Genomic DNA, 15,885 nt, shown 5'->3' with positions numbered 1-15,885 from the left:
CCTCATGTTTGAATTCGCCAACTCATATGCGCACTGACCATCAATTTCAAAAGTAATATTGCATGTCTGTGAGTTTTCAAACTTATAAAGTCTTTTTTGAATATCGGGTTGTCCTTTTCGTGATCTAACTATCAAATTCCTAGCAAGTTCTCCCAAATTAGTAATTTTTAATTGAAACTCTATTCTTTTATCTATGTAAGTATCGATAATATTATCATTTTCATCATAAATAGGTTCATCAACTTCATAGTTGTTAGACATATTAAAATCATATTCAAAATATGGTTGAACCTCAAAATGCTTTTGTTTCAACTCTTCTTCATATACTGCAGCTAGACGTGTTTGTTGCTCTACAGAAGCTTGCATTTCCTTTACTTGAGCTAGCAATGCTTTACTACTAGTATTTAATTCTTTCGCTTGCATTTTTAAAGCTTCAGAATTTTGCCTTAAACCTTCGCCTTGTTGGTAAAAACCTGCGACAAGCCAAAAAAATCCAAGTGGTGCAAATGTTCCAGCAATAAAATCCCCTATCGCATTTAGCTCAAGACCCGTTAAAGTTCCTCTTTTTATGATCAATAGGCAAAAAATAAATACGATCCATAAAATAGAAATACTACCAACAATATTTTTAGAGAAAATTTTATCCATATGAAATTTATAAATCTTTTATCAATCTAAAAAGTATATCTATTAGCTTAATAATTTAACAGGCATAAAAAAACCCACTCAATCGGAGTGGGTTTTTCAGAATATGGTGGCTATGACGAGACTTGAACTTGTGACCCCCGCATTATGAGTGCGGTGCTCTAACCAACTGAGCTACATAGCCTTAAACTGTGGGCGCATTATGGGTTTTTCTGTTTAGAACGTCAAGCCCATATTGTGCTGATTGATCAAAATTTGGTGAAGTGAGCCGATAAGCCGGGTTCTGTCGAGAACGATCATTCCTCTAGGCGTACAATCACTCATACGCTCAAGCGACCTACCCGGATCCAGCATGGGCCATGCCTAAAGGATCCCTATTTGGTCTTGCTTCCGGTGGGGTTTACCATGCCATGAACTGTTACCAGTCATGCGGTGCGCTCTTACCGCACCCTTTCACCCTTACCTCCGATTCCGATTGCTCGAAACCATAATGAAGGCGGTCTACTCTCTGCTGCACTTTCCGTCGGCTCACGCCGCCCAGGCGTTACCTGGCACCTTGCCCTATGAAGCCCGGACTTTCCTCCCCTGCTTCAATCACGGAGATCTCCACAGCAGCGATCGTCTGGCTCACTTCGAGCCGCATAGTACCAAATCTGGCGACTAATTGCTTGATGTTTTTTGAGCAGTCAGTTTTTCATACTTGGCCTGAAGCTCCTCACGGGTCTCGGCATGGTTCGGATCAAGCGGGATACAGTCCACAGGACAAAATAACTGGCACTGTGGTTTGTCGTGATGTCCGACGCATTCTGTACACAGGTTTGGGTTAATTTCATAGATGACGTCACCCATGAAAATTGCCTCATTCGGACAGACAGGTTCACAGACATCACAATTGATACATTCATCGGTGATATATAAAGACACTCTACCAACCTTGTTGAAGTTTACGCTCGAAGGCTTCAACCACGTTTGGCGGAACAAACTTGGTCACATCACCTCTTAAACGAGCAATTTCACGCACCAATGTGGATGAAATAAAAGAATATTGCTCTGAAGGGGTTAAAAATACCGCTTCAAAATGAGAATCCAGTTGACGGTTCATGTTGGCCAGCTGGAATTCATACTCAAAATCGGACACTGCACGTAAACCACGCAACACCGCTGTCGCATTCTGCTCGCGGAAGAAGTTCACCAGCAGGCCATCAAATCCTACAAATTCAACATTGTTCAAATGGCTTAATGACGTTTGGGCCAGTTCAACTCGTTCTTCCAGACTAAATACCGGGTTTTTGTGATGTCCGATGGCAATCGCAACTACAACTTCATCAAACATCTTTGCTGCGCGGGTCACCAAATCAATATGGCCATTGGTGATCGGATCAAAAGTTCCCGGATAAATTACACGAGTTTTAGTCATCCATTTGTACTCTGTTTATTGTGTAAGTTTCCATTTTAACAAAATCTTCATTTTTTAGTGAAGAAACTCCATCAATTTAAACACTTCAACTCAATAAAAGTTACGGTACAATAGCTGTAACTTTGGAAGTGTCTGATTATGGCGAAAGCAACTGTAGTTAAAAAAAATAACGGCGGAACGATTGCTCTGAACAAACGTGCCCGTCACGATTATTTTATTGAAGAAAAATTTGAAGCTGGACTTTCCTTGCAAGGCTGGGAAGTAAAATCCCTGCGTGCCGGTCGTATGAGTATTGTGGAGAGCTATATCACCTTTAAAAATGGTGAAGCCTTCCTGTTCGGCGCACAGATTCAGCCTTTACTGAGTGCATCTACCCATGTTGTCCCTGAAGCGACGCGTACCCGTAAACTGCTGCTGAAACGCCGTGAAATTGAAAAACTCATGGGCGCGATCAACCAGAAAGGTTATTCCTGTGTACCACTGGCCTGTTACTGGAAAGGCCCGCATGCCAAGCTGGAAATTGCGTTGGTAAAAGGTAAACAGTTACACGACAAGCGTGCATCTGAAAAAGACCGTGACTGGCAACGTGATAAAGCGCGTATTTTCCATAAATAATGCCAGCAATAAAAAACCTCCAATGAATGGAGGTTTTTTTTACAGATCGAATTAGGCTTTTAGATTCAGACGAGCTAGTGTCAAGGCAATATATTCACCAAACCAGATCGCGGTTTGTAAATCCCCTTCCGGTGGTGTTACTTCAACAGGTGCATTGTCAGATTGGGTCATAAGGCCCAGAAAGCTCGACATACGATTCAGATCGGTAGTGGAACGACCTGTCGGCATTAACGGTAGACCTGACCACAACATGCCATGTTGCATCGCAAACAGATTAATCTGCTGCAAGACAGCCAGCTTGTCCCCACTTAAACCACCACCATTGGTGAAGGCTGCTGCCAGCTTGCCTTGCCAGCTACGTGCCAGCCAGCGCTTGGAAGACTGCTCCATAAACAACTTCATGGCAGAGGTTAGACTACCCATATAGGTTGGACAGCCAAATACAATCGCATCGGCAGCGTCCAGCACCTCCCAATCCACCTGTTCCACATTCATCATATACACCTGGACACCAGTTTTTTGTGCGCCTTCGGCAATGAAGTTTGCCACTTTAGCCGTGTGTCCATAAGGACTGTGATAAACAATCGCAACAGATTGGGAAGATAGGGACATAACAATCAAAAACCAAGAATTTCAATCAAGTTTAACATTTTCATGCTATAAACACGAATGTTGCCATACGTCCGGTTTTGGCTTCACGGCGATAAGAAAAGTATTCATTCGCCTGACGATATGAACACTGATCGCCACCTAAAACAGTCTCAACGCCCTGCTGCTGCAAGATGTAACGCGCTATCGCATACAGATCCGCATAGTATTTTCCGGCCTGTTCCCCTGCCTGAAATGCACTGTCCAGTTCAGGATATTTGGAACAGAAAGCTTCTCTTACTTCTGCGCCAATTTCAAAACAAGGCTGGCTGATGGCCGCACCAAGCCACGCCCAGGTAGGCTTGGTTTGCATCGCGGCAATAGTATTTTCAACGATACCGCCTGCCAGCCCACGCCAACCCGCATGCAGATTGGCCACTTCAGTGCCTTCGGTATTACCCAGCACCACTGGCAAGCAGTCTGCCGTCATCATCATCAAGGCATGGGCCTTGCGCTGTGTGACCAGACCATCACCGATCAGCGCATCGAAAGGCATCTGCTCATTGATGGTATGACAAATGGTGCTATGCGTCTGTGTCATCCAGGTAATTTTGTCCACACCAAAAGGCTGGAAGTCTTTCAACAGCTGGATGCGGTGCTTCTGCACTCGCACCGGATCGTCCTTGACATGCAAAGCCAGGTTAAAGCCGGCCAGTTCTGGCTGGGCTGAAGGCTGTACCTGTTCATGATGAACACGGGTCTGACCCACATAAACGCCTTGAGGCAAACCTTGTACAAATTGCATGTCGCTTCCCTTTTAATGACTGCTAATAGAATGAAAAATTAATAGGCCTTGTTTTCGCTACGCAGCACTTCAACCAGATTGGCGAAGTCTTCTGGCCATGGCGCATTAAAGGTCATTTCTTCTTTAGTGCGTGGATGCTTCAGACCTAGAGTCGCTGCATGCAGTGCCTGACGTTTAAAACCACGCAAGGTGTCATCTAGCAATTGCGAAGCACCGGCTGGCATACGCACACGTGGCATATAGACCTGATCACCCACCAGACCATAGCCCAGGTAGCTAAAGTGCACACGAATCTGGTGCGTACGACCGGTTTCCAGACGTGCCTGAATACGGGTGAAATGCTGGAAGCGTTCTTTCACATTGTAGTGCGTCACCGCTTCCTTACCGCCTGGCAGGACTGCCATTTTCACACGATCAACCGGATGACGTTTAATCGGTTCATCAATGGTACCGCCGGCAATGATGTTGCCATAGACAATCAGGTCATACACACGGTAAACGGTCTTTTTCTCAAGCTGCTTACTAAGCGCAAACTGCGCTTCCAGATTTTTTGCGACAACCAATAGGCCACTAGTGTCTTTATCGATCCGGTGCACTAAACCTGCACGCGCCAGTTCAGAAGATTTCGGATAATGATGCAGCAAAGCATTGACCAGTGTACCAGTCATATTACCTGCACCCGGATGCACCACCATGCCTACTGGTTTGTTAATGACAATGATGTCATCATCTTCATAGACGATATCCAGTGGAATATCTTCAGGCAGACTACGGGTTTGTGCCTCCAGTTCAACGTTTAAAGTCAGGGTTTCAAAACCGTCACTTTTAAATTTTGGCTTAACTGGTTGACCATTCACTAATAAATTGCCGTCTTTGATCCATTGCTTGAGCTTTTCTCGAGAAAAATCGCTCCAGACCATGGCTGCAATCTGGTCGATACGTTGCCCGATATAACTTTCATCCAATTGAAATTGCAACGATAAACGTGTTGCAGTTGCGTCTGAAGTATGGTTATCTGCATCCTCAGAATCTTCAAGTAAATTGAAATCAGTATCAGGGATATTAGAATTGGAAGATTGTGCTTGACTCATTTGCTCATTCAGACAAAAGTGGTTTAATAGTGCAATTGTAGCTCATTGCCCGTATTAACAGAGGAATTTTTATGTCGCTACCACATTATAAAATGACAATGCTTGCTGTGACGTTAGGCATTGCATCGGCAATGGTAGGCTGTAGCAGTAATCCAAAAAAAGAAGTCGTGGACAAAGGTCCAGAATCTAGCGAACAGGTTTATATCCAAAAAGCGCAGAACGCGCTAGATCGCAAACAATATACTGATGCAGCAAAACAGCTCGAAGCACTGGAAACCTATTATCCAACCAGCCAGTATGCACCGCAGGCGCAACTGGAACTGCTCTATGTCAAATTCCAACAAAAAGATTATGAAGGTGCAGTCGCACTGGCAGAACGCTTTATCCGTCTGAATCCGCAACATCCAAATGTCGACTATGCTTACTATGTTCGTGGTGTAGCGAATATGGAGCAGAACTATAATGGCCTGCTGCGTTATACCTCACTAAAACAGTCGCACCGTGATGTGAGCTACCTGAAAGTGGCTTACCAGAATTTTGTCGATTTCATTCGTCGCTATCCATCAAGTACCTATGCTGTAGACGCTGCACAGCGCATGAAGTTTATCGGTCAGGAACTGGCAGAAAGCGAAATGAATGCAGCCCGTTTCAATATTAAGCGTAAAGCATATCTGGCTGCTGTTGAACGTGGTTTATGGGTAATTGAACACTATCCACAAACTCCACAGATTCCAGAAGCGCTGGCAACCGTTGCTTACGGCTATGACAAGGTAGGTGACAAAGCCACAGCACAGCAATATATCGAAGTACTGAAACTGAACTATCCAGGTCTGGTGAATGCTGATGGTACTGTGAACCTGCGTGCAGCACGTAGTGAAGGCAGTTTCTTCAACCGTGCGACTTTGGGTATTTTCGGTAAAGAAGCCAAAACCGTGACCGATACGTCTAGCCAGTCGTCTGAAGTCCAGGCAGAAAAACGCAGTCTGACCAATCGTATGACGTTTGGCCTACTCGATCGTCCTAAAACTAATGAAACTGAGCTACCTGAACCGACTGCTGAATAAGCCAACTGTTACAGGTGCATTTTTGCGAAGGGCAAGTTATCATACTTGCCCTTTTGCATTTTCTGAGCAATGCTTGAACAAATTGTACAAACAGGTTATACCAATTAATTCATCTATAGCGTTGGATGAATCATCCTACTCTTAATTTTCAATGATTTAACACCTAAATAACGCAGCACGAGAAGCTTAGCAAACCATGGCCATTCCTCAACATACGATTGATCAGATTCTCGATCGCACCGATATTGTCGATGTGATTGGTCAATACGTGAAACTAAAAAAAACTGGCCGTACTTATTCCGGCTGTTGCCCTTTCCATCAGGAAAAATCGCCTTCTTTCCACGTGTATCGTGATAAGCAGTATTTCCACTGCTTTGGCTGTCAGGCCAATGGTAATGCCATCCGTTTTTTAATGGATATTGGCAGCCGTAATTTCATTGAAGTGATGAAAGACCTGTCTAGCCAGACCGGGATTGAACTGCCTAAAGATAATAAAGATTCCAACCGCTTAAAATACAAACGCGAAGCCAAACCGAAACCGATTGCAGCACCACCAGCAAAAACTGCGGATACATCTACAAATCCAGCGCCTGAACAGTCTGCTTATTTTGATCCATTTGCTGAAATTCAGGCACCTGAAGCTGAATTTTATACAGATGACCCTTTTGCTGCTTTTGAGCAAATGCCTGCAGCAGAAGCACAAGCAGATGGCAACTTATACGACCTGCTGGAGAATATCGCGCAGTTTTATGAGCGCCAATTACCCAATAGTCCAAGTGCCCAGCAGTATTTTAAACAGCGTGGTCTGACCGCAGAAACGATTGCCTACTGGCGACTCGGGTATGCACCGGAAGACTGGCAACATCTGGAAAAAGCCTTTCCGCAGGATATTGAAGGTCTCAAACTTTTAGGTCTGATTCGTACTAGCGATAGTGGCCGGGATTTTGACCTGCTCCGTGATCGGGTCATCTTCCCGATTCGTGATAGCAAAGGTCGCGTGGTTGGTTTTGGTGGTCGTGCGCTGAATGACGAGATCAAACCGAAATATATCAACTCACCCGATTCAGAAGTTTTCCATAAAAACCAGTTATTGTATGGCCTGTATGAAGGTCGCAAGCAGAAAGCCCAAGACTGGTTAATGGTAGAAGGCTATATGGATGTCATTGCCTTGCAGCAATATGGCATTCATGGTGCAGTAGCTACTTTGGGAACAGCAAGTAATACTGATCACCTAAATATTCTGTTCAAGCAGAATAACCGGATTACCATTGCTTTTGATGGTGATGCGGCTGGACAAAAAGCGGCACGCCGTACTCTGGAAATTGCCCTACCCCTGCTCAATGATGGGCGTGAGCTAAAATTCTTTGTCTTGCCGAATGACCATGACCCAGACTCCCTGATTCGTCGTGAAGGCATTGAAAATTTCCGCCGCCTGCTGGATCAGGCACCGCTACTCTCTGACTTTGTCTTTGCCCATCTCACTCAGAATCATGATATTGCAACGCCTGAAGGTAAAAGTCAGGTGATGGGAGAACTACGTCAGCTAACCGAATTGTTACCCAAAGCTGGCTCATTCCGTTATCTGCTGCAACAGTTCTTTCGGGAAAAACTCGGTTTTAGCCGCAAATGGCAACCCAAAGTTAATAATGATGCATCTCTAAGCTTCAGTACTAAAATTGATGCCGAAGAATATGTCATTGCAATTCTGTTGAATCATCCATATCTGTATATCCATTTTGAACCATTACGCGCATTAGTCAGTGAAGATCAATTGCTATTCAAGATCCTGAATATATTTAATGTGATTTTCGATGAATTGCCGGATGATCCGGAACTGTCGACCTATTATGTACTCGGTGCCTGTGCTGCACATCATCATGAGTTACAGCATATCTTGCAACACGCCAATGTCAGCGATTACACCTCTTCTCCTGAGCAGGCAGACAAACTGGCGGCAGACTTCTCGATCAAGCTGCAATATCAGTGTCTACAACACAAATTAAAATCGAAAAAGTTTAGTAGTATTGCGGAGATGAAAAATCTCAAGATGCGGATTTATGAAATTGATAAAAAACGTTCCATGACCTTGCTCGAAGATTAAAAACCAAGAAATAAAAAAGGCGTTTATTTTAAACGCCCTTTAAATATCGGGAAGTTAACTCAATATCATCTTAATGTTTAACCTTACGGCGATGCTGTACCACGTCCTGTAAACTATTCTGTAGCATTTCAAAATAGCTTGGATCTTCAGCTTTGGCAGCTTCACGCAGCATGATTGAGGTGGGATGCAGAAGTTTTTGGGTCAAACGATGCGAAAATTCGGCCAATACTGTTTCAGCACTTTCACCTTTGGCAATACGTTGCATAGCAGTTGCCAGTTCTTCCTGACACAGGCTTTCCCCATAATCCCGATAAGCATGAATCGTACTACCCGCCTTACGCAGCTTCTGCTGAGTGATCAACTCGGTCGCCAGTTGATTAACCATGACTTCCGCTTCGACCGCTGCCTGACGACGCTGCGCCAGGTTTTCATCGATCACGCTTTGCAGATCGTCTACGCCGTAGAGATAAACTCCATCCAGCTTTTCAACTTTTGGATCAATATCACGTGGGACAGCCAGATCGACCAACAGCATTTGCTGGTAACGGCGCTTCTTTAAAGCGGCTTTAACATCCGGATAGTGAATAACTTGATGCAAACTGCCGGTACAACTAGAAATCACATCTGCACGATGCAGGTTTGCTGCCAGCTGATCAAAATCAATAATTTCTACATCTGCACGATGCGCAATTTCCTGCGCCAAATTCTCTGCACGAGCACGAGTGCGGTTACAGATAATGATTTTTCCGACGCCCATTTCTGCCAGATGTTTGGCCACCAGAGTGTTCATTTCCCCGGCGGCTACCACCATCACAGTCAATTGCTCAGGTCGGCTAAATACTTGCAATGCTAATTGTGCGACTGCATAACCCATTGATACTGCATGACTACCGACCGCTGTTTCCGAGCGCACACGCTTGGCCGCATAAAAGGCATATTCAAAGATACGATTCAGGTTTTGCGAAACGGTCTTGGATTCTTTGGCAAGGGAAAGTGCAGTTTTGACCTGTCCCAGAATCTGCGGTTCACCAAGCATCAGGGAGTCGAGACCACTGGCGACACGCATCAGATGAGTGACGGCTTGCGCATTCTCATAGCGATAAACGTGATTCTGCAATTGCTTGGAATCAATACCATTGGTCTGGGCGAGCCAGTTCAGCACCATGTCGACATTGTCCGACATAGCGTAAACTTCAGTCCGGTTACATGTAGACACCACCACCATATCATTCAGTACAGGGTGCTGGCTTTGCTCGGCAAGTAAAATGCTTAACTTTTCAGGGTTAAAAGCAATCTTTTCGCGCAGCTCTACAGAGGCAGTTTGATGGTTGACACCCAATGCAAAGAAAGACATATCAGGTCATCATTTCACTAAATTTATGCTATTGTGCAACATCGGTGTCATAAAAAGCATTACTTGGATAAAGAAAAATTGCGTCTAACAACTAGCCGTATAAACGGCCCTACCATTAAGCAATATTCTACCACATTCTTGCTGGTGGTTAGCATGGCTTCAACTGCTCATCTTTATGCAGCAGAAGCAGTTTACCATGCAAATCAAAATTATGATGCGATAAAACAAAGTATGATAGCCGAGTTCGCACTCGCCTATCGCGATATTCCAAACGCTTTACACAACTATACTGTGCTGGCCATTAAAAGCAATTCCACCGCGGTTAAACAGCGCGCGCTCAATATCGCCCTCGAACATGAAGACCTGAATGCAGCGCTGGATATTTCTACCCACTGGGTCGTCCAAGAACCGCAAGATGTTCCGGCATTATTCTATCTGGCACATATTGCTTTAAAAGCGCATGAGTACGAACTGGCGGCAGAAACGCTAGAAAAGATCCTGAAAATTGATGATAACGCCGATCTGGAAGAAATTCTGGCCGGGATTGCCCCGGATGAGCCAGATGACCGTGAATATTTAATTCAGGCTCTAAGTACCAGTAAAGCTAAAGACAATCCTTCGATTCTGGTGCTGGTCGCCGGTCTGGAAGCACAAAAAGGTCAGTTAGAGCAGGCTCTCAATACCATCAACCGTGCATTAAAAAAACGTCCAAAGTCGACTGGCTATATCCTAATGAAAGCCAATCTGTTGGCAGCATTGGGTAACAATGAGGAAACGCTGAAATGGTACGAGAAGGCCAGTCGCAAACATCGCAACAACATGGATATACGTCTGGCTGAGGTCAAATACCTGATCAAGCTGAATGAAGCTGAAAAGGCCTTACAGAAACTAGAAACGATCCTGAAAAAATCACCACAACACGAAGAAGCGTTGTTTATTGCCGGCTTAACCAGTATTGACCTGCAGCAATATGAACGGGCCGAAAAATATCTGGTGGAGCTCCGTTATTCGGCTCAGTACCAGAATGAAGCCTATTACTATCTGGCGGTCAATGCAGAACGCAAACAACATTATGAAACTGCCAAAGCCTATTACCGCCTGGTGGATGGCAGCCTGTATACGGTCTCACGACGCAATATCATTGCTATCTTTGCCGAGCAGGATAAACTGCATGATGCGCTGCGCTTTCTGACTCAGGAACGGGTCAATTATCCGCAACATGCCAGTTTCCTGTATCTGGCTCAGGCGGATATTTTGAAACGCATGAATAATAAGAACGCAGCGATCCGGATTCTGGAAGAAGCCAGCAAAAACCTGCCGGATGATCCGGAACTGGTCTATGCTCAAGTCTTATTGTTAGATCCACATGAAGATCGTGATCAACTGGATCAGCTGTTAAAAACCCTGCTTAAAATCGAGCCGAATAGTCCAACCTATCTGAATGCTTATGCCTATACGCTGGCTCGTCAAAATCGTCGTCTGGATGAAGCACGGCGCTATGCTGAACAGGCACTGGAATACGCACCAGAACAGGCTTCTATTCTGGATACCTATGGCTACATCTGTTACCTGCAGAATGACTTTGCCACAGCTGCCCAGGTGCTGCTTAAAGCCTATGAACTAAATCCAAGTGCGAAAATTGGTGTCCGTTATGCACGTTCGCTTTATATGAAAGGCGATCTACAACAATTCCATCAAGTGTTACAACAATTACAACAAAACCATCCAAATGACCCAGAATTAAACCAACTTAATTCGCTATTGTTAGCACCACAATCCTGAACGAGTCCATTCTTTTATGCGCAACATAAGTACTTTAGGCTGCTGTTTCCTTGCTTCTACTGCCCTACTCATGAGTGGCTGTCAGCAGATGGTTCAGCAAAAAGCTCCTGTCACGCCATCGGTACAGGCTAAAAACCAGTTCCAGCTGCAAGGTAAAATCGGGGTACGAACACCTCAGCAAAGCGGCAGTGCCTTTTTTACCTGGGTTCAGCAGCAGGAAGAGTTTGATATTGAACTGACTGGTATTTTAGGTGCCGGAAAAACCCAGATTTCAGGTACTCCTGGTCAGGTAACTTTGAATAGTGCCAAAACCGGCCTGATCAAGGCAGCAACAGCAGAAGAATTACTGCAACGTGCAACCGGCTGGCAAGCTCCGATTAGCCATTTAGTCGATTGGGTACAGGCACGTCCCGCGACACAATCTGCCCAGATCCAGAAAGACAGCTCACAGCGTATCAGCCAGATTATTGAACAAGGCTGGACGGTAGACCTCAGTTATAACCAGCAGGCAACTGTTCCAAACCGCTTGATTTTAAAGCAGTCGCTTGAGAATGGGGGTGAAAACCGTATTACAATGGTGATTCAAAACCGTTAACTGGTCTGATGCAAGCCTATGATGATTCGTGTTCCCTCACCTGCAAAACTGAATTTGTTTCTCCATATCACCGGTCGTCGTCCGGATGGTTATCACGAGCTGCAAAGTATCTTTCAATTGATAGATTTGTGTGACTGGCTAGAGTTTGAGCAAACAGATGATCGGCAGATTCAGATTGAAGGTTTGTCCTCAGTCGATCTGGAACAGAATCTCATCTATCGTGCAGCGCAGATTTTGCAGCCTTATGCCAAAGCGCCTTCTGGTCTGATCATTCGACTGGAGAAAAATATTCCTATGGGTGCAGGTCTTGGTGGTGGCTCATCCAATGCCGCAACAACCCTGATTGTGCTGAATCAGTTATGGTATTGTGGCTTAAATTCCGAGCAACTGGCAGAGCTCGGTGTCAAACTGGGCGCGGATGTGCCCATTTTTGTTCATGGTCGCAATGCTTGGGCTGAAGGTATTGGTGAACACTTAACATTCATAGACTTAGATCAAAAACAGTTCATTGTGTTAAAACCTGACTGTTTTATCAGCACTCAACAGCTTTTTTCACAAAAAACGTTGACAAGAGACACGAAGAGCTCTAAATTTTGCGCCTATCAGATAAAGCCATCTGATTTCGGAAATAACTTTGAGCCAGTGGCAAGAAGCCTATATCCAGAAGTCGATGAGGCAATGCAATATCTCGACCAGTTCGGTGTTGCAAAGCTTACAGGTACAGGTGCTTGTGTTTTTATCGAGGTAACTGATGATATGAATGTGACCGACATTCTTGAGAATGCACCATGTAAATCTTACCTGGTGAACAGTCTGCAAGAATCGCCATTACATCATTTCAAGGTTCAATAGGGGTATCGCCAAGTGGTAAGGCACCGGGTTTTGATCTCGGCATCCGTTGGTTCGAATCCAGCTACCCCTGCCATTATTCACCTGTAGATGTACTGTATTAGGGGTATCGCCAAGTGGTAAGGCACCGGGTTTTGATCTCGGCATCCGTTGGTTCGAATCCAGCTACCCCTGCCATCTTACAGTTCATCAAATTTAGGGGCGTCGCCAAGTGGTAAGGCACCGGGTTTTGATCTCGGCATCCGTTGGTTCGAATCCAGCCGCCCCTGCCATTTTCTCGAAAAAAGACAGAACATCATTTGCTGTAAGACTGTTAATTTACCTTGACACAATACCGCAAAAATATTAAAGTTCTGCCGCATTAGGGGTATCGCCAAGTGGTAAGGCACCGGGTTTTGATCTCGGCATCCGTTGGTTCGAATCCAGCTACCCCTGCCATCTACTTCCATACATACCAACCGCCAAGGGTGCTTCATGCCCAATCTTGTCGTTTTTAGTGGAACCGCGCATCCACAATTCGCTCAAAAAGTCGTAAGTCACTTACATATTCCTCTAGGCGCTGCCTCTGTAGGCCAGTTCTCTGATGGCGAAATCGCTGTTGAGATTACTGAAAATGTTCGTGGTAAAGACGTATTCATCGTACAACCTACTTGTGCACCGACCAATGATAACCTGATGGAAATCCTGGTCATGGCTGACGCGTTACGCCGTGCAAGTGCTGGTCGTATTACTGCCGTGATTCCTTACTTCGGTTATGCCCGTCAAGACCGTCGTCCCCGTTCAAGCCGTGTGCCGATTACTGCAAAAGTTGTTGCAGATATGCTGACCACTGTAGGTATTGACCGTGTGGTGATGATTGATCTTCACGCCGACCAGATCCAAGGTTTCTTCGATATTCCTGTAGACAACATCTACGGTACGCCAGCCCTACTTGCTGACTTACGCCAACAACAGCATCATAACCTGATGGTTGTTTCTCCTGACGTAGGTGGTGTAGTTCGTGCTCGTGCTGTTGCGAAACAGATGGGTGATATCGACCTGGCGATCATCGATAAACGTCGTCAAAAAGCGAATGAATCACAAGTGATGCATTTGATTGGTGATGTGAAAGATCGTGACTGTGTGATCGTTGATGACATGGTGGATACTGCTGGTACGCTTTGTAAAGCTGCTGATGCGTTGAAAACTTTCGGTGCCCGCAAAGTGGTTGCTTACGCGACTCACCCAGTATTGTCTGGCAAAGCACTCGAAAATCTGAAAAATTCTGTGATCGATGAGCTGGTTGTGACTGACACCATCCCTCTTTCAGAAGAAGCTTTAGCTCTTGGCAAGATTCGCCAGGTTTCAGTTGCAAGCATGGTTGCTGAAACAATTCGTCGTATCAATAACGAAGAATCTATTAGCGCAATGTTCGATTCTTATCTATAATAGTGCGCTGAATTTCCAAAGCCCTGCCATTTGGCGGGGCTTTCTATCACCGGATCGGTCGCAGGTCCGGTTCATTTAAAACTTAAATAGGATGTCTATCATGGCAAACTTCGTATTAAACGCAGAAGCACGTGAAGTAGCACAGCAAGGGAAAGGTTCGAGCCGCCGCCTTCGTCATGCTGCTAAAGTTCCAGCTATCATCTATGGTGGCGAAGCTGCTCCTGTAGCTGTTTCTCTTGAACTTCGTCAGCTTGTTAAATTCTTAGAAAGCAACTCATTCTTCGAAGAAGTAATCGAAATTGATGTAAACGGTAAAGTTGAAAGCGTTAAAATCCAAGCGTTACAACGTCACCCAGCTAAAAACACTCCAATGCACGCTGACTTCAAACGCGCATAAGTGTTAATGGTGTAGATTAGTGTCAAATATTTCACTGATTGTAGGTTTGGGCAACCCAGGTTCTGAGTATGCTCAAACCCGCCATAATGCAGGCTTCTGGTTTGTAGAACGCCTTGCAGATCAATATGGCATTAGCCTTAAAAAAGACCCTAAATTCAATGGATTCAGCGGTCGTGGCAATATCGAAGGTCAAGACGTCCGTCTCCTTCTACCTACAACATTCATGAACCTTTCCGGTAAAAGTGTTATTCCTTTCGCCAAATTTTACAATATCGCACCCGAATCAATCCTGATTGCCCATGATGAACTGGATATGAATCCAGGCATTATTCGCCTGAAGACTGGCGGTGGTCATGGCGGACATAACGGTTTACGCGATATCGTGCCGCATATCGGTCCGAACTTTCATCGTCTACGCATTGGTATTGGTCACCCAGGTTCTAAAGACCGTGTTTCTGGTCATGTCCTGAGTAAAGCACCAAGCAGTGAACAAGAGTTAATGGACGATGCAATTGCCCATGCACTTGCTCGCGCCAAAATGCTGGTGAACGGTGAAGTACAACAGGCAATGAATCAAATCAATGCTTATAAACCGAACTAAACATTCATAAATTGCTGGACAATTCCGCTTGCCTTGCTGGCCATTTAGGCGCAAAATGCGCAAGCCTACTCACTTATCCAGTGTCGTAGAAATTGATTCAACCATAAGATCAAAGTCTTAGGTCAACTAAGGGGACGCTAGCCATGCTATCTCGTTTATTAAAATGCAAAATTCATCGCGCTTTTGTTACACATGCAGAATTACACTATGAAGGTTCATGTGCAATTGATGGCGTTTTGATGGATCTAGCTGGCATTCGTGAATACGAAGAAATTCATGTTTGGAACGTGACCAATGGTAAGCGTTTTACTACTTATGCCATTCGTGGTGAAGATAATTCAGGGATTATTTCTGTGAATGGTGGTGCTGCGCACCAGGCTGATGTTGGCGATATCGTAATTATCGCAACATTTGGTGATTTCACTGAAGCTGAAGCCAATGCTCATAAACCACGTCTGGTTTATGCCAACCCGGATAACACTGTGAATCACACTGCAAATTGCATTCCGGTACAAGTTGCCTAAGCTGGTTCTATGTCTTGTCCTGAAATAGA

The 15,885-nt window shown here is 44.9% G+C and carries 17 protein-coding genes, 5 tRNA genes and 1 other RNA gene; 14 read left to right on the top strand and 9 right to left on the bottom strand.

The genetic code is table 11. The annotated features are described in order from the left end of the window. The 5 genes from B3Q46_RS11550 to coaD all read right to left on the bottom strand — a co-directional run. The coding region (locus B3Q46_RS11550; RefSeq protein WP_286715829.1) for a hypothetical protein at positions 1-648 on the bottom strand (648 nt) is incomplete at its 3' end. Positions 649-752: 104 nt separating this feature from the next. After that, positions 753-829 (bottom strand) — tRNA-Met (locus B3Q46_RS11545). A 72-nt stretch (positions 830-901) separates the two neighbouring features. Further along, an RNA gene (rnpB, locus tag B3Q46_RS11540) (RNase P RNA component class A) lies at positions 902-1,279 on the bottom strand. 26 nt (positions 1,280-1,305) lie between these two features. Beyond that, entirely contained in the window at positions 1,306-1,569 is a 264-nt protein-coding gene (locus B3Q46_RS11535; RefSeq protein ID WP_034590121.1) for a YfhL family 4Fe-4S dicluster ferredoxin, read from the bottom strand. A 1-nt stretch (position 1,570) separates the two neighbouring features. Continuing rightward, positions 1,571-2,062 carry a pantetheine-phosphate adenylyltransferase gene (gene coaD, locus B3Q46_RS11530; RefSeq protein ID WP_004784820.1) on the bottom strand — a complete coding sequence of 164 codons (492 nt, stop codon included), beginning with the start codon at positions 2,060-2,062 and terminating at the stop codon, positions 1,571-1,573. 138 nt (positions 2,063-2,200) lie between these two features. Between coaD and smpB the strand changes: the two genes are divergently transcribed. Beyond that, positions 2,201-2,677, top strand: coding sequence for an SsrA-binding protein SmpB (gene smpB / locus B3Q46_RS11525; protein WP_004784822.1), 477 nt, complete (start codon positions 2,201-2,203; stop codon positions 2,675-2,677). A gap of 51 nt (positions 2,678-2,728) precedes the next feature. Here the strand turns inward: smpB and B3Q46_RS11520 are convergent, their stop codons facing one another. From B3Q46_RS11520 to rluD, 3 genes are read right to left on the bottom strand one after another with little or no spacing between them, the layout of a single operon-like run. After that, a complete protein-coding gene (locus B3Q46_RS11520) occupies positions 2,729-3,289 on the bottom strand; it encodes a flavodoxin family protein (protein ID WP_004784824.1) in 561 nt (186 codons plus the stop codon). Between the two features lie 40 nt (positions 3,290-3,329). Next, complete coding sequence (gene pgeF / locus B3Q46_RS11515) at positions 3,330-4,070, bottom strand: peptidoglycan editing factor PgeF (protein WP_004784825.1); 741 nt, start codon at positions 4,068-4,070, stop codon at positions 3,330-3,332. Between the two features lie 38 nt (positions 4,071-4,108). Further along, a complete protein-coding gene (rluD, locus tag B3Q46_RS11510; protein ID WP_004784827.1) occupies positions 4,109-5,161 on the bottom strand; it encodes a 23S rRNA pseudouridine(1911/1915/1917) synthase RluD in 1,053 nt (350 codons plus the stop codon). 71 nt (positions 5,162-5,232) lie between these two features. Here rluD and B3Q46_RS11505 point away from each other — a divergent pair, with 71 nt between their 5' ends. Beyond that, positions 5,233-6,225, top strand: coding sequence for an outer membrane protein assembly factor BamD (locus B3Q46_RS11505; RefSeq protein ID WP_004784828.1), 993 nt, complete (start codon positions 5,233-5,235; stop codon positions 6,223-6,225). 196 nt (positions 6,226-6,421) lie between these two features. Beyond that, on the top strand, positions 6,422-8,326 hold the full coding sequence (locus tag B3Q46_RS11500) for a DNA primase (protein WP_004784830.1): 1,905 nt from the start codon (positions 6,422-6,424) through the stop codon (positions 8,324-8,326). A gap of 70 nt (positions 8,327-8,396) precedes the next feature. On the opposite strand, the gene hemA is transcribed toward B3Q46_RS11500, so the two are convergent. After that, positions 8,397-9,680 (bottom strand): glutamyl-tRNA reductase, encoded by a 1,284-nt coding sequence (gene hemA, locus B3Q46_RS11495; protein ID WP_004784832.1) that lies wholly within the window; start codon positions 9,678-9,680, stop codon positions 8,397-8,399. Positions 9,681-9,758: 78 nt separating this feature from the next. On the opposite strand from hemA, the gene B3Q46_RS11490 reads away from it, so the two are divergent. From B3Q46_RS11490 to panD, 11 genes are all read left to right on the top strand, one after another. Further along, positions 9,759-11,462: a tetratricopeptide repeat protein gene (locus B3Q46_RS11490; protein ID WP_004784833.1), complete on the top strand. Its 1,704-nt coding sequence runs from the start codon at positions 9,759-9,761 to the stop codon at positions 11,460-11,462. A 16-nt stretch (positions 11,463-11,478) separates the two neighbouring features. Beyond that, a complete protein-coding gene (gene lolB, locus B3Q46_RS11485) occupies positions 11,479-12,057 on the top strand; it encodes a lipoprotein insertase outer membrane protein LolB (protein WP_004784835.1) in 579 nt (192 codons plus the stop codon). Between the two features lie 21 nt (positions 12,058-12,078). After that, complete coding sequence (gene ispE / locus B3Q46_RS11480) at positions 12,079-12,909, top strand: 4-(cytidine 5'-diphospho)-2-C-methyl-D-erythritol kinase (RefSeq protein WP_034590165.1); 831 nt, start codon at positions 12,079-12,081, stop codon at positions 12,907-12,909. Next, positions 12,908-12,982, top strand: a tRNA-Gln gene (locus B3Q46_RS11475). Before ispE ends, B3Q46_RS11475 begins: the two co-directional genes overlap by 2 nt. A 26-nt stretch (positions 12,983-13,008) precedes the next feature. Beyond that, positions 13,009-13,083, top strand: a tRNA-Gln gene (locus tag B3Q46_RS11470). Positions 13,084-13,103: 20 nt separating this feature from the next. Then, positions 13,104-13,178 (top strand) — tRNA-Gln (locus B3Q46_RS11465). Positions 13,179-13,269: 91 nt separating this feature from the next. Further along, a tRNA-Gln gene (locus tag B3Q46_RS11460) sits at positions 13,270-13,344 on the top strand. A 36-nt stretch (positions 13,345-13,380) separates the two neighbouring features. Next, positions 13,381-14,334 carry a ribose-phosphate pyrophosphokinase gene (locus tag B3Q46_RS11455; protein ID WP_004784839.1) on the top strand — a complete coding sequence of 318 codons (954 nt, stop codon included), beginning with the start codon at positions 13,381-13,383 and terminating at the stop codon, positions 14,332-14,334. 100 nt (positions 14,335-14,434) lie between these two features. Then, a complete protein-coding gene (rplY, locus tag B3Q46_RS11450) occupies positions 14,435-14,731 on the top strand; it encodes a 50S ribosomal protein L25 (protein WP_004784841.1) in 297 nt (98 codons plus the stop codon). 19 nt (positions 14,732-14,750) lie between these two features. Then, positions 14,751-15,332 carry an aminoacyl-tRNA hydrolase gene (gene pth / locus B3Q46_RS11445; protein ID WP_004784843.1) on the top strand — a complete coding sequence of 194 codons (582 nt, stop codon included), beginning with the start codon at positions 14,751-14,753 and terminating at the stop codon, positions 15,330-15,332. A 143-nt stretch (positions 15,333-15,475) separates the two neighbouring features. Next, a complete protein-coding gene (gene panD, locus B3Q46_RS11440; protein ID WP_004784844.1) occupies positions 15,476-15,856 on the top strand; it encodes an aspartate 1-decarboxylase in 381 nt (126 codons plus the stop codon). Positions 15,857-15,885: the final 29 nt, after the last annotated feature.

Source organism: Acinetobacter sp. UBA2581 (assembly GCF_002339435.1).
Lineage (GTDB): Bacteria > Pseudomonadota > Gammaproteobacteria > Pseudomonadales > Moraxellaceae > Acinetobacter > Acinetobacter variabilis.
This window is presented reverse-complemented; position numbering and strand designations above follow the sequence as displayed.